The sequence below is a fragment of the Belliella marina genome (genome assembly GCF_042682445.1).
Lineage (GTDB): Bacteria > Bacteroidota > Bacteroidia > Cytophagales > Cyclobacteriaceae > Belliella > Belliella marina.
This window is the reverse complement of the sequence record NZ_JBHUHR010000012.1, coordinates 77,946-99,456: the sequence shown is the minus strand read 5'-3', so window position 1 is coordinate 99,456 and position 21,511 is coordinate 77,946. Positions and strand designations below refer to the sequence as shown.

Annotated in this window: 12 protein-coding genes; 3 read left to right on the top strand and 9 right to left on the bottom strand. The window is 41.4% G+C overall.

Going from position 1 to position 21,511, the window contains the following annotated elements:
* Positions 1–341: 341 nt before the first annotated feature.
* The 5 genes from ACFSKL_RS03680 to ACFSKL_RS03660 all read right to left on the bottom strand — a co-directional run bounded on the left by ACFSKL_RS03680 (position 342) and on the right by ACFSKL_RS03660 (position 10,149).
* The gene (locus ACFSKL_RS03680) at positions 342–2,246 is read right to left on the bottom strand and encodes a glycoside hydrolase family 2 protein (protein WP_376883584.1); all 1,905 of its coding nucleotides are present in this window, start codon (positions 2,244–2,246) and stop codon (positions 342–344) included.
* A 25-nt stretch (positions 2,247–2,271) separates the two neighbouring features.
* Entirely contained in the window at positions 2,272–4,296 is a 2,025-nt protein-coding gene (locus tag ACFSKL_RS03675; protein ID WP_376883582.1) for a glycoside hydrolase family protein, read from the bottom strand.
* Positions 4,297–4,303: 7 nt separating this feature from the next.
* A complete protein-coding gene (locus ACFSKL_RS03670; protein WP_376883581.1) occupies positions 4,304–5,371 on the bottom strand; it encodes a family 43 glycosylhydrolase in 1,068 nt (355 codons plus the stop codon).
* Between the two features lie 78 nt (positions 5,372–5,449).
* A complete protein-coding gene (locus tag ACFSKL_RS03665; protein ID WP_376883579.1) occupies positions 5,450–6,979 on the bottom strand; it encodes a RagB/SusD family nutrient uptake outer membrane protein in 1,530 nt (509 codons plus the stop codon).
* Between the two features lie 110 nt (positions 6,980–7,089).
* Positions 7,090–10,149, bottom strand: a complete 3,060-nt coding sequence (locus ACFSKL_RS03660) for a SusC/RagA family TonB-linked outer membrane protein (protein WP_376883577.1) — start codon at positions 10,147–10,149, stop codon at positions 7,090–7,092.
* A 287-nt stretch (positions 10,150–10,436) separates the two neighbouring features.
* Here ACFSKL_RS03660 and ACFSKL_RS03655 point away from each other — a divergent pair, with 287 nt between their 5' ends.
* Positions 10,437–14,486: a hybrid sensor histidine kinase/response regulator transcription factor gene (locus tag ACFSKL_RS03655; protein WP_376883575.1), complete on the top strand. Its 4,050-nt coding sequence runs from the start codon at positions 10,437–10,439 to the stop codon at positions 14,484–14,486.
* A 105-nt stretch (positions 14,487–14,591) separates the two neighbouring features.
* On the opposite strand, the gene ACFSKL_RS03650 is transcribed toward ACFSKL_RS03655, so the two are convergent.
* Positions 14,592–14,954: a winged helix-turn-helix transcriptional regulator gene (locus tag ACFSKL_RS03650; RefSeq protein ID WP_376883573.1), complete on the bottom strand. Its 363-nt coding sequence runs from the start codon at positions 14,952–14,954 to the stop codon at positions 14,592–14,594.
* Between the two features lie 86 nt (positions 14,955–15,040).
* Between ACFSKL_RS03650 and ACFSKL_RS03645 the strand changes: the two genes are divergently transcribed.
* A complete protein-coding gene (locus tag ACFSKL_RS03645; protein WP_376883571.1) occupies positions 15,041–15,412 on the top strand; it encodes a DoxX family protein in 372 nt (123 codons plus the stop codon).
* Positions 15,413–15,488: 76 nt separating this feature from the next.
* Here ACFSKL_RS03645 and ACFSKL_RS03640 read toward each other — a convergent pair whose 3' ends face one another.
* Positions 15,489–16,361, bottom strand: a complete 873-nt coding sequence (locus ACFSKL_RS03640; RefSeq protein WP_376883570.1) for an AraC family transcriptional regulator — start codon at positions 16,359–16,361, stop codon at positions 15,489–15,491.
* A 420-nt stretch (positions 16,362–16,781) separates the two neighbouring features.
* On the opposite strand from ACFSKL_RS03640, the gene ACFSKL_RS03635 reads away from it, so the two are divergent.
* Positions 16,782–17,198 carry a DUF983 domain-containing protein gene (locus tag ACFSKL_RS03635; protein ID WP_376883568.1) on the top strand — a complete coding sequence of 139 codons (417 nt, stop codon included), beginning with the start codon at positions 16,782–16,784 and terminating at the stop codon, positions 17,196–17,198.
* Between the two features lie 164 nt (positions 17,199–17,362).
* Here ACFSKL_RS03635 and ACFSKL_RS03630 read toward each other — a convergent pair whose 3' ends face one another.
* The gene (locus ACFSKL_RS03630) at positions 17,363–18,517 is read right to left on the bottom strand and encodes a sialidase family protein (RefSeq protein ID WP_376883566.1); all 1,155 of its coding nucleotides are present in this window, start codon (positions 18,515–18,517) and stop codon (positions 17,363–17,365) included.
* A gap of 213 nt (positions 18,518–18,730) precedes the next feature.
* Positions 18,731–21,511 carry a glycoside hydrolase family 78 protein gene (locus tag ACFSKL_RS03625; protein ID WP_376883564.1) on the bottom strand — a complete coding sequence of 927 codons (2,781 nt, stop codon included), beginning with the start codon at positions 21,509–21,511 and terminating at the stop codon, positions 18,731–18,733.

Genomic DNA, 21,511 nt, shown 5'->3' with positions numbered 1-21,511 from the left:
TGCGGATTGAAAAAGTGAAGTAGGTTGCCGTTTAAAACCGAATAGTCGGCTCAGTCAATAAAAACACCCATTTACTGCGTTAAATTTTTGAGCGATAGCTTATATCCCTCAAAAATTTGCCTTGTAACTGGATATTTTTATTGATTTTGACTTTGTGATTACAATCGAACTCAGGTTTTGAAGGTTCTCGCGTTGAAATTGTCAAAAGCGATTTCCTTGCCCTAGTTTACGGGGATTATAAAAAAACAGAGGGACCAAAGCCCCTCTGTAACAATCTCCATCTGCTATTGGATAGCATCAATTCAAATAATATCATAAAGATGTTTCTGGTTTTTCTCCACTTATTTTCCAAACCCAACTTTGACCGAGTATAGCCTGTCATGGAGTGCTTTCAAGACGGGGATATCAAATTTGATGACTTTCCGATCATAGGTCATCAGTCCATTGATTTCTATTTCCACATCTGTTGTTTGGGTATAAACTGCTGCAGAGAGTCCATTTTCAATCAACGGAATCATCGATTCAATCAATTCACCATACTTCTTTTGCAATTCTGATTTTGAGCTGAAACTCTGGTATCCCCAATTGTCTTTTTCCTGCCAAGTATGTCCAGAAACAGGCATGCCCAGCCCTCCAAACTCTCCAAGGACAATGATTTGGTCTTTTCCATAAATCCCAGGATCAGGCATTACTGCATTGGGATAGTTGTGCAAATCGATGATATCTCCTGTGATTTTGGATCCTTCCATGACAAAATTCCCTCCACTGGCACTGTTTACCAATCTGCTCTTGTCATAAGCCTGTGTCCATTCGGTAATCTCTTTGGTTTTGAACTGACCCCAAGCTTCATTGAAGGGCACCCAAACTACAATGGATTGGAAATGGCCTAAGGCATCCATAATTGCTTTCCACTCATTTTTGTAGATTGTTTCGGATTCCACTGTCCTTTCCTTTTCTGTACCATATCCAGCTATCCCAGGCCTTGATTCCCAATTATTGCCATGGTCACCGTTTGGCATGTCCTGCCATACCAAGACACCCAATCTATCACAGTGGTAATACCAATTTGCAGGTTCTACTTTAACATGCTTCCTGATCATATTGAAGCCCATCTCTATGGTTTTTTCGATATCAAACAGCATTGCTTCCTCAGAAGGTGCGGTGTACAAGCCATCCGGCCACCAACCTTGGTCCAGCGGTCCATATTGGAAGACAAATTCATTGTTCAACATCATGCGGTTGATCCCATTGCTGTCTTTGGCCATGCTGATCTTTCTCATGGCTGAATAGCTTTTGACCTCATCCAGGGTTTTATTCCCTGATTTCAACTTAAACTTCACATCGTATAAAAACGGATCCTCCGGAGACCAAGTCCTGACAGATGCAAGCTTGATGTTGCCTTCTGATCCAGCTCCAAACTCTCCTTTTCCAACTTCCACCCCTTCTGCAAAAACAACCACCTCAATCTTTTGACCTGATTTGGCATGCTTTACATCAGCTTGGATTTTGAATTCCGATTGATCTAAATTCGGTTCCAGACGAACCGATTGGATATAGCTTTTGGGTACAGGCTCTATCCAGACAGTCTGCCAAATACCTGTGACTGGCGTATACCATATTGCGTGTGGTTCTTTCACCTGCTTTCCCCTTGGCTGAGGACCATCATCAGATGGATCCCAAACCCTCACCACAATTTCCTGCTCAGCACCGGAGATAAGAAAATCGGTAATATCATAGCTAAATGGATCATAACCTCCACGGTGTATGCCTACTTGCTTGCCATTGACAAAGACTTCTGATTCCCAGTCCACAGCCCCAAAATGGAGCAAGACATTTCCATTTCTGAGTTTGTTGTCGATCTTTATATTGGTTCTGTACCACAACTCAGCCTCTTTCCCTACGGATCTTCCAACTCCCGACAAGCTTGACTCTACAGCAAATGGAACTGTTATCTTTGAATCATATTCATGGGGCATCCCCTCTCCTTTTCGTAGGATGGCATAATCCCATTGTCCATTGAGGTTTATCCATCCGGACCTCACCATCTGTGGACGAGGGTAGTAATCATGGTTTAAGCCTTCCCCCTTTTCAGCCCAAGTTGTTTGGAGTTTATTCAAAGGTGTTTGGAAATCGGCAAACGGATCTTCTGACACAAGTTCCCCAATGCTTTGCGCCTGTACAGTTACTGCATTGAGAAAGATTATCAAATAGGTAAGTAAGGATAATAATATTGGTTTTCTTGTCATGGTTATTTTATTGACATGTTAGACTTTATTTGAAATATCCGGTAGTTCTTCCAATTGTAAGCAATTCCCAAATGGAGGCCACAGTCCATCCCGGTGCAAAAATATCATTGTAAAAGCCTTTTCCATTTTTGCCATAGTCCCAAGCTGTGTGCTGGACTACTTCCGGATAGTACCCAATCTTCGCAACCCCCATTAGATTACCTTCGTGAGGCAACAATTGCTCTCTCATAGATGACCTGATCACTTCAGCAAAAGCCGAAAAATCAGGCTCTTTGGTCTCCTCTGCAAGCCAATCCAACACTTCATCAAATTCAAAGATGAAGACATCGATGTGGTTGTTTTCAACAGATACATTTCCCCAGCCTCTACTTTTCATCTCCAGATCACCCAGCATTTCCCCCTGGGAGAATGGTACATCCCAAGTGTAATACCAAGACAAAGTAAAGTAAGCAGCTTTTTTTGCCAAATCTATATAATGTTGCCTCTCTTTTCCTTTGGTCACCTGAGCCAAATAGTACATCGCAGTAGCTGCATAAAGGGAAGCCTCTTTGTCCTCACAATCTGCATCTAGGGTTGAAGAGAAATAGTCTGACGGGCCTATGATTGCCGATTCTTGATACTTTGCCACCTTTCTTGCAACTTCGAGATATCGCTTGTCCCTGAAATAATGGTATGCCATCGTCAAAGGCAAAACTATGGAAGGAGAACTTCCGCCTGTTTCATCTATTACCTTCAAGTCTGTGTCAAATTTCCTTGGAAAACTTCCATCTTTATATTGAAGCGAGATCAGTTGGGTGAAAAGATTTTTGATTTTTCCTTCCAACTCAGGATGATTTCTCCCTTTCTCTTTTTCGTATTTCAGGAATAAAAGCAATGCATACAAGCCTTCCGACTGTCTCCTGATCGAATAAACTTCCGATTCCGTTTTTTTCTCAAAGTCGATGACTTCCCTGATCAATCCAGATTGATTGAATCCATTTGATATATAGCTTTCAAAAATGGCATCTGCCATGGTTTTCAATTCCCGATCCGCATTGGCTTCGGCAAACTCAAGTGCATTGAAGGCATTCAACAATACCCGACCAATAAATCCAACCTCCAATATTCCAGTAGACGAGCAAACCGCCGTCTCCAGATGAACTCCTGAGAAACCTTTCAATTCTTCAAAGTCCACGTAAGATGATTTGAAGTATGAGGTCAAAACCCCTTTGACCTCATGGTTTGAAAACTTCTGTTCTTCAATCGGAGCTGGCTTTAACTGCTGATAGGAATGATGCCAAACTGTGGCAACAAAATCAGAAAACTCATTGTTTTTGTGCTTTTTGATGCGGTATCTCAACTCTCTTGTTTCTCCTGCTTCCAATTTGGCATAGGCAGTCACTGGCTCTGCCAATGTCAATTTGCGGATGTATGTATAGGGACGCTCCGCAAAAGGGTAAGAAAACTCGAAATATGATCCAGGCCCTGCTTTCCCAAAACCCAGTGCACCCAAATCATTTTCGCCTGAAAGAATGACTTCACCTTGTTCATGGGTTGTCAGGGAAGTTTTGGCTATTTCATCCAATCGCAACAAGCTGTAACCATGCCTATTTTTCGGATTGAAAATACTCACCAATGGGCTGCTCAAGCGATCTTCCCGAATCAGCCAATCTGTGGATTCCCTGACAGAAGGTGCATTGTCCGGAGACCTGAGGTTTTTTCTATACCAGTATCCCGGCATCAGTATTTGGGAAGCATCATAATCCATTTCATCAAGGTGGATTTTTGATGAAAAATTGTAAAAAACAGTTGCTCTAGCTTCCAATTTCACCAAGATATCTGTGTAGCCTTCTTTTTCATCCCACAATACTTCCACACGCATAGGTAAATCTTCACTCCCTCCAAACTCACCATTTTGGTCCAATTGGATTGGAAAATCCCTGGCTACATTCCCCGGTTTTTTGATTGAAATGGAATAGGCGGCATTTCCCTTTATCTCTTTGGAAAAATTTTCAGCCTGTGCATTTATCCCAAGAATAATGCACAAGCATAACAAGATCGATCTTTTCATAATTGAATTAATTTATTTCCGGGACATTTCTGCTACTGATACTTGGCACTCCCCCTTCTATCCTTGGCCAACCATTGTCCCAGATGATTTTATCCAACATCAATGGCCTTCTGCTTGCACCATTCTGCAATGTCGGGTTGTTTTTGGGAATTGCATGGTAAAGAATCCAATCGTCTCCTGCATCATCGGTCATGATGTGCCCATTGTGTCCCGGACCTGCAAAACCATATGATTCTACATTGGCACTCAGTATCAACTCACCATAGTTTCCATCTTTGATATTATTACCTGCTTTGTCCAGATAGGGTCCCAACAAATTATCAGACACGGCTACCCGAACTCTGTAGGTACTATTTGCACCTGCACAACAAGAACCTTCGGATCCAAAATAGATATATTTGTCATCTTTTTTCAAAATATAGGATGCTTCCAAATGGTTGTGTCCGATGTGAACTTTCTCTCCCTGGATGGATTTGCCATCATCAGAGAGCTGTACGGCATATATCCCATGGAAACTTCCCCAAAAAAGATATTTCTTACCATCTTCTTCTATGTAGAATGCATCAATAGAGTTTGCCACACCAATTTCATTGGAGAGAAACAATTTTCCCTGATCGATAAAGGGACCTTCCGGTTTGCTGGCAATGGCCAACCCTATACCGGGATTGGGATCGCCCCAAGTCGAATAAGAATAATACATAAAAAATTCATTTCCCACTTTGGCCACATCAGGTGCCCAAATCCCCCCATCATTTTTCCAACTTGGCTTGGACGGAAAAGCAGTGCCTACCAACTCCCAATTGACCATATCTGTAGAGCGGACGATCGGTACAAGCTTATGTCCCCCTTCACTTCCCCAATTATCCTCTGTCCCATAGGCATAGAAATAATCTCCCTCCCGCAAAATGGATGGATCTGCCAAAACAGGTGAAAAAACTGGATTGACATAAGTTTTCTGAACAGGGTCTGGATTTTCGTCAATCGGTGTAGGAGGTTCAGAACCTGGATCACTACATCCTTGAAGTTTGATACATGTGATGGCCAAAAAAACCATCCAGTTAAGGAAATATTTCATCTGAAAATTATTTATGATTCATAAAGCAGTAACGCAGAGAATCCTCCACGTTACTACATTGCTTAATAGGTTTTCATTTTACCAATTTGGGTTCTGGTCGAGATTCTTGTTGATATCCAAGTCTCTCTGTGGGATCGGCAAAAACTCATGTCTTCCTACCACAAAATTGTTGAATCCTGGATCTCTGCTTGCAAGTTGGGAATTGAGATCTCCCCATCTCGCCAAATCTGCCCATCTATGTCCTTCTCCGGACAATTCGAGAAGTCTCTCGTGTTTGAGCTGTTCCAAGAATGCAGCTTGGCCCAATCCCGGCTTTGTCTGGGAGAGAGGTGCCAAACCTACCCTGGTCCTTACACGATCTACATGTGCATATGCCTGATTGGTTCTTCCGGTTGCATTCAATACCTCGGCATACATCAAAAGCACATCGGCATACCTGATCACCCGATAATTATTTGGCGACCTATACCCCTCTTCATTCTTCCAATGGTCATTCAGGAATTTTCTGAAAAACGCCCTTTTGTTTTGCGCGCCATATCTTTGTGCAAAAGTCTGGCCATAGACCATGCTAAAGTCAGGACCTCTCTCATCTGTATTTGCAAACAAGTAGGAAGCTGCCAACCTTGGATCCCTATCCCCCTGTGTCGTCTGTTCCATTAGAAACTCCTGCAAAGCCCAAGTTCTCGCTTCCGCATCAGCCCAGCCAATCCCCGGAGGAGCCATAAACTGGGAAATGGATGTTCCATAATTATGGTTTGGTGTATCCACATCATTATCGGTGACTTCAGTTGGATTGACTGTAAACTGCCATTCAAAAACCGATTCCTGATTGTTTTCAGAAGTAATCAGGAAATTGTCCCTGTAGTTTGGCATGAGGTTATAGATAGCTGCGCCTTCCCCAGTCACCAACCAGGTCAGAGGTCCTTCTGCTTCACTGTATTTCCCCTGTTGCATGTAAGTTTTTGCCAAAAGTGCCTGAGCTGCCCCCTTTGTCACCCTTCCCAAATCCCTGCTATTTGGATATACAGCGGGTAATCCATCCACTGCCCTCCCAAGATCCAATGCTACCTGGGCCCAAACGTCCGCCTGGAGGGTAGTCGGTGGCAAGTCAGTTGGTTTGGAAGACTCCAACATCATGGGGATATTTCCCCAAAGCAAAGCCAAATTGTAATAGAAGTAGGCACGAAGGAAATAGGCTTCCCCAAGCAATCTATTCTTAAGATCATTGTCCATTTCTATCCCCGGAACATTATCAAGGACTTGGTTTGCCCTGAAAATCCCCACATAGCAATCTACCCACACGTCAATCACTGGACCGAAATTATAGTCTGGTTGGATAAATCCACCCATGGCATTCGCCAAATCTGACCAGGGACTTCCAGAGAATCCTTCATCCGATCTGGTAACATAGATTATCGGCATCCATCTGGACATTCCAGGCCTTGCAAATGTTGAATAAATGGCATTCACACCCTGTTCTGCATCTGTTGCATTCTGCCAAAACACTTCAATTGTAGGCTGGTTGGGATTGGTGATATCCAAATCTGGATCACAGCTCATCACCCCAACGGAAGCTGCCATCAATATATATTTAAGTAACTTTTTCATGTGTTTATATTTTTTTCTATGGTCACATGGAATCTCGCATGATTGAGAATCATCCCAGTGTTTGACTTTTTTATCATGCTCGATTTCATAAAACAAATGCTTTAGGAATATTAAAATTCAAACTGTAAACCGATGGAGTAGATTCTGCTGGCAGGCCAGTTTCCATTGTCATAACCTCTTTGCAAAATCCCGTTTCCTGTCACATCTGGATCTAGACCCGAATATTTGGTGAAAGTCAATAGGTTTTGACCACTCACAAATACCCTTGCATTGCTTACATTCCATTTCTCCAAGCTTGGCAAGTTGAAATTATAGGCAACTTCCAAATTCCTCAACCTGATGTAGGAACCATCTTCCAACCACCTGTCGCTTTCCAATCTGGCATTGTCTATCAAGCCTGGATCTCCAACAGCCACGCCGATTCTTGGATCTGTCGTATTGGTGTTGGTAGGAGACCAGGGACTGATATCAGCCCTGAAGTTTGTGTTTTGGTAGCTATCTATATCCCTTCTTACCCCATTCATCAGCGTATGGCCAAATACACCTACCCATTGCATGTTGAAGGAAAAATTCTTGTATGAAGCATTGAATTGTACTCCAGTTTGAAGCGTCGGCCAGGGAGAATCTACAAAATCCCTATCTTCCTGATTGATTTCACCATCTCCATTGACATCCACAAAACGAACATCACCAGGCTTTGCAAAGGGCTGGATCACCCTGCCATCAGCATTCGTGTAATTGTTGATTTCTTCCTGGCTTTGGAACAAACCGTCGGTTTTCAGTACATACCATTCACCCAACGGTCTTCCGATTTGGGATCTTGTAATCCCTGTCTGGATATAATCAATCCCTTCACCCAAATTCCCAACATCCATCACTTTGTTGCGGATGGTGGTCATGTTTGCAGACACATCCCATTTGAATGCATTTTTGATACTTCTGTAGGTTGCTGCCAATTCTATCCCCCTATTTCTTATGGAAGCAGCATTGACTGCCGGTTCTCCACCCAGATTTCCCAGGTACCAAGCTATCGGCAAATTCACCAATACATCTTCAGAAAGTGAGTTGTAATACTCAGCTGAAATGGTCAATTTGTCGTCAAAAAAACCGGCATCAAAGCCTATGTTATGGCTGCTTCTTCTTTCCCATCCCAAATTTGGATTGGCAAGTCTGGCTTGGGTAGCTCCCACATAGGCTTGCTCATCAGGACCAAAAATTGCCCTTGGGTTGGAATTCAAGAATCCTATATAATCCCAAGAACCTACCGTCACGATTCCCAATTCACCATAAGATGCCCTGATTTTCAAATCAGAAACCAAGGAAGAATTGAAAAATGCCTCTTCGGAAATCCTCCATCCACCTGCAACTGATGGGAAAAATCTCGAACGATTGTCTTTACCAAACCTCGAATCAGAATCATACCTTCCTGTGACTGTCAAGAGATATCTGTCATCATAGGTGTAATTTGCCCTACCCAAAAATCCAGAAATCGTATAGTTGATTGGTATATATCCGTCCGCAATCGGGTCACCCGTGGCAGAACTCACAGTATTCAAATATCTTCCATCAAATGACTGAAGATCAGTCCTTCCAGCAGAAAGCACATCCCTTTTGGTATGTTGCTGGGAATGTCCGACTACAGCAGAAACACTGTGCTTCCCAAAAGTCTTCGTATAATTGAGGGTATGCTCAAGTAGGAAACTAGAAAACAAGGACCTATCCTCAATGATATTGGTAGGTGCCGCAGGTTGGTTGAAATGCCACTCTCCTGCCCTTCTCATGCGTTTGTTGTGATCAAAACTCAATTCTGCACCGGCATTGAACCTATAAACCAATCCGTCCACGATATCAACATCCAAAAATGCATTTCCTACCGCTTTGGCAAAATTTCTTCTATAACTGTTGATTGCATTGACTGCTACCGGATTCCAAGCGTAAGTTACCGCATCTGTTGTCCCTTTTCCCCAGCCGTCAGGATTTGCACCGGTAATAAATCGGGCATCTTGCACTGGAATGACAGGGAGGTGTTGCGGCATATCATAGAATGGATTTCCAGTACCTGGAGAATTTGTAATGGAGTTGGTGAAAACCAAATTCTCCCCGAAAGTCACCCTTCCTTTCGTGTTTTTTGTATTGATCCTCAAAGCAGCTCTTTTGAAATCATTCCCGATCAAAACACCTTTATTTTCAAAGTACGATCCAGAAATCAAATAGCTACTGTGTTTGGAACCTCCAGATAGGGTTACATTATAATCTTGCGCATTTCCCATCCTGGTCCCTTCATCATACCAGTTGGTATTGACATTGGGATCAAAATTTGTCCCGACACTCGCAGGAGGAGTCAATCCAGAATTGGTGAATTGTGTACGTTGCATTTCGGCAAACTGCACATTGTTCATCATATTGTATCCTGGAGGTAATTGCTGCAAACCGAATTTTGCAGAGACACTTACCCTTGGAGTGCCTTCAGCACCTTGCTTTGTGGTGATGATGATGACTCCGTTGGCAGCCCTCGAACCATAAATGGCAGCTGCGGAAGCATCTTTCAATATCTGGATAGTCTCAATATCATTGGTATTGATCGTAGGATTGGCATCCGCTATCATCCCATCGATTACATACAGAGGGTTGGAATTGATAAAACTCGCCACTCCCCTGATCTCCACTTGGGCACCCTGACCTGGCGCACCTCCATTACGAATAGATACGCCCGGAGCCAAGCCCTGCAAGGACTCTCCAAGTGATGCAGCAGTGACCCTGTTAGTCTTATCTGTGCCCACTACGGCAGTTGCGCCTGTGAGGTCTTTCTTCTTTACGGTTTGGTAACCAATGACTACCACTTCTTCCAAATCACTCAAATCCTCATCCAACTCTACTTGAATAGTGGATCTGCCCACCAATGGGATTTCCTGTTGCAGGAAACCGATGAAAGATATCACCAAAGTACTTTGTGGACTGCTTACCTGCAACTGGAATTTTCCGTCCATACCCGTCACGGCACCAGTGGAAGTACCTTTTTCCATAATCGTCACACCGGGAAAGGGCTCTCCCGTTGTCTTGTCTATTATCGTACCTTGCACAAGGTGACTACTTTGTGCAAAAACAGGTAGATAGTTACAGCTTAACAATAATATTAGCCATAAAGCTGACTTCTGTAGCTTTTTTTTCATGGAGCATTTTGGGTTAATGTATAATTGATTGAATTTGCTTTTGATCCGCCTTTACGGATTTCTTTAGAGGTTTTTTGCCCGCTAAAGATGGTTGAAACTAGTTCCGATCCCATCCAAAGAATAGCACAAATCCACCAATATTTGATAAAAATCCTTCTGGGGGATTTCCATGACGGGATTGTTTCAAAACCTGATTGATAAATTACTTTATTTAGTGTAAGCTTGTTACCAGAACCAGATAGCATCCAATAACTTTGAACCCAAAGACACCTCATATTCATTCTGCAATGAAAAAAACAACTCCTGCCTTTTGGCTGGTTATACTTCTATTTTCTATATCACCCTATTTATCATTTGCCCAAAAACCATATTTCAAACACATCAATGTTGAAGATGGCTTAAGCCATAATACTGTTTTTACCATTTTTCAGGATTCCAAAGGATTTATGTGGTTTGGTACCAAAGATGGCCTAAACAGATATGATGGCCACCAATTCAAGATTTTCAAAAATGACCCGGAAAACCCTCGGAGCATCAGAAACAACACTGTGCAATTCATCTTTGAATCCAAAGAAAAAACGCTTTGGATCGGGACCAATGATGGGATTTCGATCTATGATCCAAAGACAGAGTCCTTCAGCGATTTCAGGGTTAAGGATGAAAACAACGAACCTGTATGGGGACAAGTCCTTAAAATAAAAGAAGACAAGTCAGGAAACATTTGGATTGCCTCCAGCTCTGCCGGATTGTATAGATACAATCAACAGGCAGATAAGCTGACGCATTTTTATCATATAAAGGAAAAAGTAGGATCATTGGGTTCAGGTTCGGTTTCCTCCCTAAGTATTGATGAAAAAGGTGTGGTTTGGATTGGGATTTTAGGAGGAAGTGTCCAGAGATTTATCCCAGCCAACGAATCTTTCGTGCAGTTTGACAGCCCAGAAGAGGTGTTGAAAAAAGATCTGATCCTGGATATCTATGACCATGGAACCGAACTGCTCATTGGAACAAAGAATGGAGGCTTAAAATCCCTGAACAAAGAAACGGGGCTGATTAAGGATGTTTTGAAGGAAGATCAGGAGAACAATTCTTTGTTTGTGAGAAACATCGCAAAGTATGAGGGGCAAGAGGTCTGGGTATGTACAGAGTTGGGCGTATTTGTCTATCATTCGACAGAAAAAAAGTATAGGCACCTGATCCAGAATCCAAACGATCCCTATTCCCTGTCCGATAATGCTGTTTACACCATATTCAAAGACCGGGAAGGTGGGATTTGGTTGGGGACATATTTCGGTGGGATCAATTACCTCCCCAACTCCCCTACCGCATTCGAAAAATTTTACCCTGTCATCAATCAAAATTCCATTTCAGGTAAAAGAGTAAGGGAGTTTGTAGAGGATCAAAAGGGAAATATCTGGATTGGAACTGAAGATGCGGGTTTGTCAAAATTCAACCCAGACTCCAAAAAATTCACAAATTACCAGCCTAGCAAAGAAAAAAACACCCTGAGCTACCACAATGTCCACGGTCTTTTGCTGACTAATGATGAACTCTGGATATCCAGCCACAGCCAAGGCCTGAAGTTGGATATTTTGGACATCAACCAAGACAAGTTCAGAAAACTCGATCAGTCAGAGCTCCAAAACCCCTTGTTTGACTCCGATATATTTTCCATCCTCGAAGACTCGGAAGGCAACAAATGGTTTGGGACGATTTCCGGAGTGTATAGAATCGCAAAAGGAAAACAAAACATGGAGTTTTTTGATCAGCTAAGCATCAGTTTCTACCATGAAATCCTCGAAGACAGTCACGGAAACCTTTGGTTTGCCACTGTCAACAATGGATTGTTTAAATACCATCCCCAATCGAACAAAATCAGGCATTACCTTCCGGAAAATGAAACTGAAAAATCAATCCCAGGAATTTCTGTTATTTCCCTATTTGAAGATAGTAAGCAGCGGCTTTGGATTGGAACGGAGGGATATGGATTGAGTCAATATTCTGAAAAAAACGATCGATTTATCCATTACAATACAGCAACAGGACTTCCAAGCAATACCATTTTCAAAATCCTCGAAGATGACTTGGGACATCTCTGGTTTAGTACCAGCATGGGCTTGGTCAGGTTTTCCCCGGACAACCAAAACATTGAGACCTTTACCAAATCTGATGGCTTGCTTTCAGACCAATTCAACTACAAATCAGGAATAAAGGCAAGCAACGGCATGTTGTATTTTGGTTCGCTGAATGGATTTATTTCCTTTGATCCAAAAACATTCACCAAGACGAATCTTGATCCAAAGGTTGTCATTACAGGATTGAAATTGTTTGATCAGGAAGTTCCTGTTAAGCCTGAAAACGGCATCCTCAAAACTTCCATTACCGAAACTGAAATTATTCACCTGAAGCATGACCAGTCTTCCCTGACCCTTTCATTTGCAGCCTTGGGCTATACCTTTTCTGATTCCTGGAAATATATTTACAAATTGGATGGGCTGGATAAAGACTGGAACAGGCTAGACAAGAACAATGATATATCCTACCTCAATATCCCTCCCGGAAAATACACATTCAGGGTCAAGACAATCAGTGATAACGGTGAACTCGGGAAAGAGGAAGCTACCTTACAGATTAAAATTGATCCTCCTTACTACCTTTCAAATTGGGCTTTTTTGCTCTATGTACTATTGGTTTTGGGCTTTATCTATTGGATCGTATCTGAGTATAGAGCGAGAGTTGCCAAAAGACACCAAGAAAACATCAATTCCCTAGAGGTAGAAAAAGAGAAGGAAATCTTCCATGCAAAGATTGAGTTTTTCACAAACATCACCCATGAAATCAGGACGCCTTTGACATTGATCAAAGGACCGCTGGAGATTCTGTTGAAGTCCAAAGATAAATTGGAACCAAGTACCCAGGAGAATCTACAGATAATGGAGAAAAATGCCAATAGGTTGATCCAGCTTAGCAATCAACTCCTGGATTTCCGAAAAGCGGAGAAACAAAGCTTCAAACTCAATTTTGTCAAGACCAATATCACCAGGATATTGGAAGACATCCAATATCGGTTCAATCCATTGGCTGAACAAAACAAGCTTGATTTTCAGCTGACAGGAGTAGAAATACCATTTTTTGCAGATGTGGATCAGGAAGAAATCATCAAAATCCTAAGCAATCTGGTTCTCAATGCCTTAAAAAATGCTGATAAAAAGGTATTGATCCATTTGGATCATGGAAAACAAGACGGATCCTATTTCCAGATATTTGTTTCCAATGATGGAAAGCAGATTGACGAGGCGCATCGTGTGAAGATTTTCGAACCATTCTACCAAATTGACCCAGAAGAAAACCAAAAGCCAAGACAAGGAACCGGGTTAGGTTTGCCATTGGCAAAGTCATTGGCAGAGATGCACGGTGGGCAGTTGTATTATGATCCTCACCACATTCCCGGTCTGAATAGCTTCACGCTCAACCTCCCCATAAAGCAAGCCCATAGCTACCAACTCAAAGACCTTGAGGATGATGGGAATTATTCGGAAACTGATATTTCGGAAGCATTGGATCCTGAATCTTCAGACATCTCTTCAAAACCAACCATCCTTTTGGTGGAAGACAACAAAGAACTCCAAACCTTTATCAACAGCAACCTGAAGCAAGATTATCAGCTGCTGAAGGCAAATCATGGGGCAGAAGCCCTTGAAATATTGGATTCGCATCAGGTTGACTTGATTATTTCAGATGTCATGATGCCTGTGATGGATGGGATCGAACTGTGCAGGCAAACCAAGTTGGACCTCTCTTATTCCCATATCCCTATTATCCTTCTGACAGCCAAGAGTAACCTTCAAGCAAAAATCGAAGGTCTTGAAGTAGGGGCTGACGTGTATATCGAAAAGCCCTTTTCCTTGGAATATCTCATCTTGCAGATCAAAAACCTACTCAAATACAGGGATCAAGTCAGGAAGAATTTCGCAAATTCCCCTGGTGTACTTGCTGTGAGCATCGCCCATTCCAAACCTGATGAAAAATTCCTCGAACAAGTCAATGAGTTAATCTCACAAAGCATCTCAAATGAACTGTTTGGGGTGAACGAATTGGCAGAAAACCTCAACATGAGCCAATCAAGCCTTTTGAGAAAAATCAAGGGGATCTCAAAATTGACCCCCATAGAATATATCAGATTGGTCAGGTTGAAAAAAGCCGCCGAAATCCTGAATGAAGGAAAACACAGCATTTCCGAAGTATGCGATATGGTAGGCTTCAATTCACCCAGCTATTTCTCCAAATGCTTCCAAAAACAATTTGGAGAACTCCCAAAAGACTATAAAAAAAGATAGGAGAAGGTGATCAATAACCCAAAAAATAAATTACTTACGGAGTCATTACTCTCCCAAAAGGATTGAAAAAGCATCATTGAAAATATAAAATAAACAGCTATATCCCTAAGTCAAAGAAGGAAGATTGGACTCTCCCCAACTTTCCATTTGATTCAATATATCCTCCAGAGATTTCCCCAAAGAAGTCAATTCGTATTCTACCTTTGGAGGTACTACTGGATAAACGATCCTATTTATCAATCCATCCCTTTCCAGTTCCTTCAATTTTGCTATTAACATCCTTTCAGAAATGCCAACCATTCTTTTTTGCAATTCATTGTAACGCAACTTCTTTTCATTCAAGAGGTAAACAAGGATATTGATTTTCCATCTACCTCCTATCAAAGATAAGGTATGTGAAATACCACAATGCTCGTTCCAATAACGCTCATTTATGGCATTGGTAGAATTCTCTTTTCTTGACTTCATACTTACTTTTTTGTTAGTACCATACAATTTTGTATGTACTTACATATTTAAGGATAAATCCGAATATTTGCAAAAAGAAAAAGAAAATGGAAACAATCAAGACAATCATTTATTGGTTAAGCTATGCATATTATCTCTATGTATTTGGATATGCATCTTTGTTTAAGGTCTTTCAAAAAAAGTCCATGATGGATAGTATGTTTGGGTTAGGGTTTAACAAAACTTGGACAGTCTTTATAGGTATTGGAGAGCTGCTTGGAGTAATTCTGATAGTGGTTGGTCTATTCAAGCCCCAATTTAGAAATTTGGGAATATTGATTTTATTCCCCTTTGCTGTAGGTGCATTTACAGCCCACATGGCTCATCATGAATACCAATACTTTTACAATTCTTTGATGATGTGCATCTTGACTGTTGTCTTGTTGACACTTGATAACAATTTCAGAATTCAGCTCTGAAAATATAAATGCGCCAATCCAAGGGAGTGAATGTCTTCAGATATTAAATACATGGACTTCACTCCTATCGGATCTCCTAATATTTCTTCGCAAATTCTGTCGGTGTAAGCCCTAATCGATTCTTGAAAATCCTGGAAAAATAAGATTGGTCTTCATACCCAAGAAAATCTGTCAATTCGGCTATCGTCATGTTTGATCCGGACAATAGCCTTTGGGCTTCAAGCAAGACCCTTTCCAAAATCAAATCTGTCGTCGTCTTTCCCAAAAGATTTTGGATGATTCTATTGAGATGCCGTGTGCTTATACTCATGCTGTCAGCATAAAAAGCAGCAGACTTTTCTGACAGATAGAATTCGTCAATAAGCCTCTCCAACCTTTTCAATTGCACAATTTGATTGCCTGAATGCTGTTCGGAAGCATTGATTTTTGGTTGATACAATCTACTCAGTTCGATGTAGAGAATATCGGTCAAGCTACTGATTTTATTGGATTTAAAAGCCTTTCCTGATTCATATTCATCTTTGATTTCCCGAAACAGCTGCACGATTTTACCCAAATCGTTTTTTTCAATATACAAGCTGGGATCGTTTTGAAAAGAATAGAAAAATGGAAAATCATCAATCGATCTATTCGAAAAATTGACATCAAAAAAAAGCCTGTTATGTATAATCACAAACCCTGCAATATCGTCTGACAAATTCCAAAAGTGGGTTTGCCCCGGACTGAGGAGAAATACGGAACCTGCTTTCACCTCATAGGAATTGAAATCTATTTCGTGGAAACCAGTTCCTTGGGTAAATATGACTGTAAGGTAAAAGTCATGCTTGTGGGGCTTACTGATATGAAGATGATGGGTATCTATATGGTTCCTTATATCATTTGCATAAAAATTCCCGTCCTGCTCAGAGGGAAACTGCTCAATATTCAAAACAGGGAAGGTATTTTTCATATTCTCAAATTAAGATATATGATTATCCGCTACTTTGCCAGTAATGAAGTAAGCAAACCATCATGTTGCGGATAATCGTCAACTACGCCACGGCGCACGAGTGTCAACGGACGACAGTCAACAGTAATGAAAATCCGTTGTTGGAGAAACTTTGTTTGGCTTGTGGCAAAGTAGCGTATATACATCTTGACAAATAGGATGATTTTCAAATTAGATTTTGCTATAGAAAAATATCAAGAAGTATCCATTAGTATCCTTATCCTCTGACTACATTCTGTTTAATTTCCTGTATGCCAAAGTAAGTGATATTCATTCTTAAAAAAAGTTTTCATGTCCCAATTATCCTAATACTTGCTACTTTTCTTATACAAAGAAAAATAATAAAACCTGAAATTTGCACCAAGAATAAAATGAATCAAGATGGAAAATAAAGGTCATCAAAAATCAAATCGATCTGGACTTGTATTTCAAGGTATCGAAAAAGGCAATCTATGGCTATCCATGGAAAGTTGCAAATGTCCAATTTGTACAAAAGGTGACATGTTCAAATCAAGTGCTACCGACCTGAAAAAATTCAATGAACTCAATGAGTCCTGTTCAAATTGTGGGTTCAAGTTTATGCCAGAACCAGGGTTTTACCAGATATCGATGTTCCTAACTTACGCTTTCAGTGTAGCATTGTTTGTAATATTCGGATTTCTGACCTATCTGATCTTTGACAATCCTCCCCTTTGGGTTTACTATGCGATGATTTTCATTCCTGCCATCATCACAGTCCCATGGAGTCTTAGATATTCCAAAGTAATCATGCTTTATATATTTACTTGGAAAAAATAAGAGAAGGATTATTGCGTGGTAAAACCTTCGAGGGTTTTCACTTAATCACCTTGGTCTGTGTCCCCACAGAACAATCCACTAAATTGGGCAGGACAATCCTGGAGGTTTTTTGGCTAAAAGCGATTCCTCTAGTGGTCTAATTGTATATTAAGTTGCTATAAAGTCTAAATTTTTAATTTTGCAGGGTCAATCAACACATATTTGATCGACACCCTGTTGTAGGTATACGTTATGTGTACTAAGCCATCGAAACTCTGAATGATGGCAGGGTAGGCATAGCCATCCTCAATGGGGTCATTTTCTAAGGTCATTACAGGAATCCAATTTTCTCCGTCATCGGATAATGCCAGATTAAGGATATTTCTTCCCTTTGGTTCTTCTCCCGATTTGGTGGAGTGGTTATATATCAACAGCTGCCTTCCATCTTGGAGTGTTACCGCATCCGTTCCTGAGTTGGGGTTGGGCAAGCCAAGTGCGGTCATCTCACTCCATGTCCGTCCTTGATCCGAAGACCAACTTTGGGACAACACACCCTGCCGGGTTCGGCAAATCACCTGCAGTCTTCCATCAGGATAGGTCAAAATACTGGGCTGGATAGCGTCAAATCCCACACCGTCATTGATGGGTGGAATGACTTCCCAGGTTTTTCCCATGTCGGAGCTGATTTCAAAATACACCCTCCAATCCTGTTCTGGAATGTCACCCACTGGGTATTCAATACTGGTTGGGCTGATTATCGTACCATCAAGAAGCTGAACAGGTTTGTTTTTGATGGGACCCAACAAGTCTCCAACCTGCTCATCTTCCCCTAATTTCCTTGGTGTGGACCATGTTCTACCATCATCATCTGAAGTGATCAACATGCCCCACCAGGTCTGTGGACCTGGTCCTACTTTATAAAACAACATTAAGGGACCATTTTCAGGCTGGAAGAAAACAGGATTCCAGGTAGGATATCTTAAAGTGTCATGCTCAAAGCCATTGACCACTTCTACAGGCCATGTCCAACTGTCATTTTCAAGTCGGCTTACCCAGATCCCTACATCCGGATGGGCTTCCCCCGTTCCAGCAAAAAAAGCTGTAACCAAACCTGAAGGGGTTTCCACAATGGTCGAAGCATGGCATTGGGGGACAGGTTTGTTATCAAGGTCATAAACTAACCCTCCTTTCAGATATGCCCCTTCCCCAACTTTGGCAATTGGCGGCAAATAATAATTTCCGGTGATATCATTGGGGCTGTATTTATTGCTTGAACAGGATAGTATTGGCAACAGAACAAATAATGTCAGGTAAGGCAGATATTTTTTGATATTCTTCATAATCGGCTTTTTGAATTTTATTTTTTTGTGGATATCCGATTTCTTACCAGTAGCCATTTAAAATAATGTATCCATATTGTTTCCAGGCCAAGTTGACTGTCAACCGTCGACACTCGTGCGCCGTGGCGTAGTTGACAATTATCCGCATCATTTCATATGCATAATTTAACTACTGGTGCCATTTCATTTCTTGTTATCATTCCAACTGCAAGATCAAAGCTCCTCTCGGAAACCAAGCTTATAAGTTCCCGATTTTAAAGTTAGCATAATCTTGCCTTCGACTTTAGAAATACTCTCATCATTTTGATTCATCCCTTTTCTATTATCTATCTCCAAAGTTTTTGCTTCACTTATTGGCAAATATACATTCGCTGAAGAATTTGCAGGAATGGTGATTTCCCAATTTATTTTTTGTCCTTTTCTCTGCCAGTGGGAGGATATCTTTCCATAAGGTCCATCATGGGATGCTTTGACATAATCCAGTCCTTGGACAAAAGATGGTTTCATGATCACATTCTTGAAACCTGGATTATTCCGGTCAGATTGAATTCCGGCAAGGTTTTCATAATACCAAACGATCAAATCGCCTAAAAGCATCACATGGTTTTGGGAATTCATGGAAGGTTTGGCAACATTTCCGTGCCAAAGTTCCCAAATGGTGGTGGCGCCATTTTCAAGCATATACCCCCAACTCGGGTAGGTTCTATTCGTTGCCAGTTTAAATGCCAAATCTGCCCTTCCATTGTCAGTCAAGGTTCGCATCAGCCATTGAACACCAACCACACCCGTACTCAAATGACCATTATGGGTTACTTCAATGCTATGCACCAAGCTCTCAAAAACTTTCTGTTTCTGGTCATCCTCAACCAACCCAAAATGCAATGCGAGTAAATTATCTGTCATTTGGTTCTCGCCAAAATATCCAGCTTCATTGTAATATGTCTCTTGGAAAGCTTTTTTGACTTTCTCACCCAATTCCTGAAAACCAGCGATATCCTCTTCCCTACCAATGACACTTGCAAAGTCAGTCATCAACTGCATATAGTAATAATAGTATGCCGTGGAGATCAATTGACTTGGGCGTTTTACATCTGCATTCTGGCCTGTAGCCTCTTCGATACTTGGTGGTGGCACGCACCAATCTCCATAGCTATCTTTGGTCAAAATGTAAGATTCATCCATATATTTGGACTGCATATAATCCAACCAAAGCTTGATCGCATCATAGTTCTCTTCGATCACCTGCGCATCACCAGTCTGCCGATAAAGCATGTCTGTGACATTGACGATCGTCCCTGCCCAACTCATATTGTCACTGTAATACCTCCAAAAAGCAGGTGCTACGTCCGGAATACTTCCATCTTTTTTCTGTGAAAGTCTGATATCTTCCAGCCATTTCACATAAATTCTGGTATTGTCAAAAACAAAGTTTTCACCATAAGAGCTTGTAGGTCGATCACCCAACCAAGGTTGCCTTTCGTTTCTCTGGGGACAATCTACTGGCATTCCTTTATAATTCCCAGCAATACTCCACCAAGCATTGTTGTATATAGCATTGATGGTAGGATCTGAGGTTTCAAATTGACCAACGGTCTCGATACCATCATAGACCATTTTCCCCGTAAAATCGGCCAACTTAGGCTGGCCGGGAAAACCACTTACTTCCACAAACCAAAATCCATGGTAAGTGAACTTGGGTTCCCATATTTCTTTCCCTTTGCCATTCAAAATATAGGTATCCTGTGCTTTGGCATCTCTCAAGTTTGTCAAAAAAAGTGATCCATCTTCCTGCAGTGACTCAGCAAATTTCAGATTGACCTCCTGCCCTTCTTTTCCTTCCACTTTGATCTGTAGCCATCCTGTCATGTTTTGTCCCATGTCCAAGATAAACTTCCCATTTTCTCCATGCAAAATTTTGATGGGCTTCAACTCCATCATGACTTTCATATTTTCATTTACCTGAGCCTGAAATTCCCCCTCGGGTTCTTGGACATATTCGGCATTGAGCCAAGTTGAGGGATCAAAACCTACTTTATTCCAATCGGGCATTTCTTTTCTGGCGTCGTAGATTTCGCCATCATATTCATTGTTGGTTCGGATGGGTCCATCTGCTGTCATTTTCCAGGATTCATCTGTACGGATGATTTCCTTTGATCCATCCGTAAATTCCACATGCAATTGCATGGCCATCTTAGGGAATCCAAAGTTTTTGATTTTGTAGGGCTTATAGTTTTGACGCATGGTAAAAAACCTCCCATTACCCAAAATCACGCCAATGGCATTCGATCCTGATTTTACCTCCTCGGTGACATCGAACACATTGATTTTTACATTTTGATGGTAATCAGTAGGTACTGGTGCCAATACCTGATCCCCGATTTTATGCCCATTGATATAAAGTTCAAAAAGACCAAGTCCCATCAAATGCACTGTGGCTCTTTTGATTTCCTTCTTGGCTTCAAATTCCTTTCTGAAATACCTAGCCGATAATTTTGAAAAAGTAGTCAAATCATCCCATTCAAATGCCTTGTCCATGCCAATCCAACGGGTTGACTTCCAATCATTGTAAGCAGAAATCCCTTTGCTCCAATATCCACCCTCGAACCATTGCGATTCACCTTGGTTGGTAGAAACCTTGACTTTCCAATAGACTTTTTCATTGTTGGAAAGGGCCTTTCCATTGTATTTTATCCCTGTGGATTGCCCGCTTTTGACTTCTTTTGAATCCCAAAAATCACCAATATCTTCGGCTAAATTGGATTCTGAACTGGACACAATAATCCTGTAAGCGACCTGCTGAACATCCCTTTTATTCCCCTTTAGTTTCCAACTGAACTTTGGCTGATCTGCTGACAGCCCCAGAGGATTTGTCAAACCCTCCACTTTCAGATCAAAAACCTGAATGGCAGCATCCTTGGAATCATTTTCAGAACCAGAAAATTGGTTGGCCAATGATAATAAGATGAAGAAAAGAATGCTTAAGCTATACTTCAT

What these genes read in the sequence shown, in the direction of transcription:
- ACFSKL_RS03680 (WP_376883584.1), bottom strand. Translation starts at nt 2,246, where the DNA reads ATGACAAGAAAACCAATATTATTATCCTTACTTACCTATTTGATAATC.
- ACFSKL_RS03675 (WP_376883582.1), bottom strand. Translation starts at nt 4,296, where the DNA reads ATGAAAAGATCGATCTTGTTATGCTTGTGCATTATTCTTGGGATAAAT.
- ACFSKL_RS03670 (WP_376883581.1), bottom strand. Translation starts at nt 5,371, where the DNA reads ATGAAATATTTCCTTAACTGGATGGTTTTTTTGGCCATCACATGTATC.
- ACFSKL_RS03665 (WP_376883579.1), bottom strand. Translation starts at nt 6,979, where the DNA reads ATGAAAAAGTTACTTAAATATATATTGATGGCAGCTTCCGTTGGGGTG.
- ACFSKL_RS03660 (WP_376883577.1), bottom strand. Translation starts at nt 10,149, where the DNA reads ATGAAAAAAAAGCTACAGAAGTCAGCTTTATGGCTAATATTATTGTTA.
- ACFSKL_RS03655 (WP_376883575.1), top strand. Translation starts at nt 10,437, where the DNA reads ATGAAAAAAACAACTCCTGCCTTTTGGCTGGTTATACTTCTATTTTCT.
- ACFSKL_RS03650 (WP_376883573.1), bottom strand. Translation starts at nt 14,954, where the DNA reads ATGAAGTCAAGAAAAGAGAATTCTACCAATGCCATAAATGAGCGTTAT.
- ACFSKL_RS03645 (WP_376883571.1), top strand. Translation starts at nt 15,041, where the DNA reads ATGGAAACAATCAAGACAATCATTTATTGGTTAAGCTATGCATATTAT.
- ACFSKL_RS03640 (WP_376883570.1), bottom strand. Translation starts at nt 16,361, where the DNA reads ATGAAAAATACCTTCCCTGTTTTGAATATTGAGCAGTTTCCCTCTGAG.
- ACFSKL_RS03635 (WP_376883568.1), top strand. Translation starts at nt 16,782, where the DNA reads ATGGAAAATAAAGGTCATCAAAAATCAAATCGATCTGGACTTGTATTT.
- ACFSKL_RS03630 (WP_376883566.1), bottom strand. Translation starts at nt 18,517, where the DNA reads ATGAAGAATATCAAAAAATATCTGCCTTACCTGACATTATTTGTTCTG.
- ACFSKL_RS03625 (WP_376883564.1), bottom strand. Translation starts at nt 21,511, where the DNA reads ATGAAGTATAGCTTAAGCATTCTTTTCTTCATCTTATTATCATTGGCC.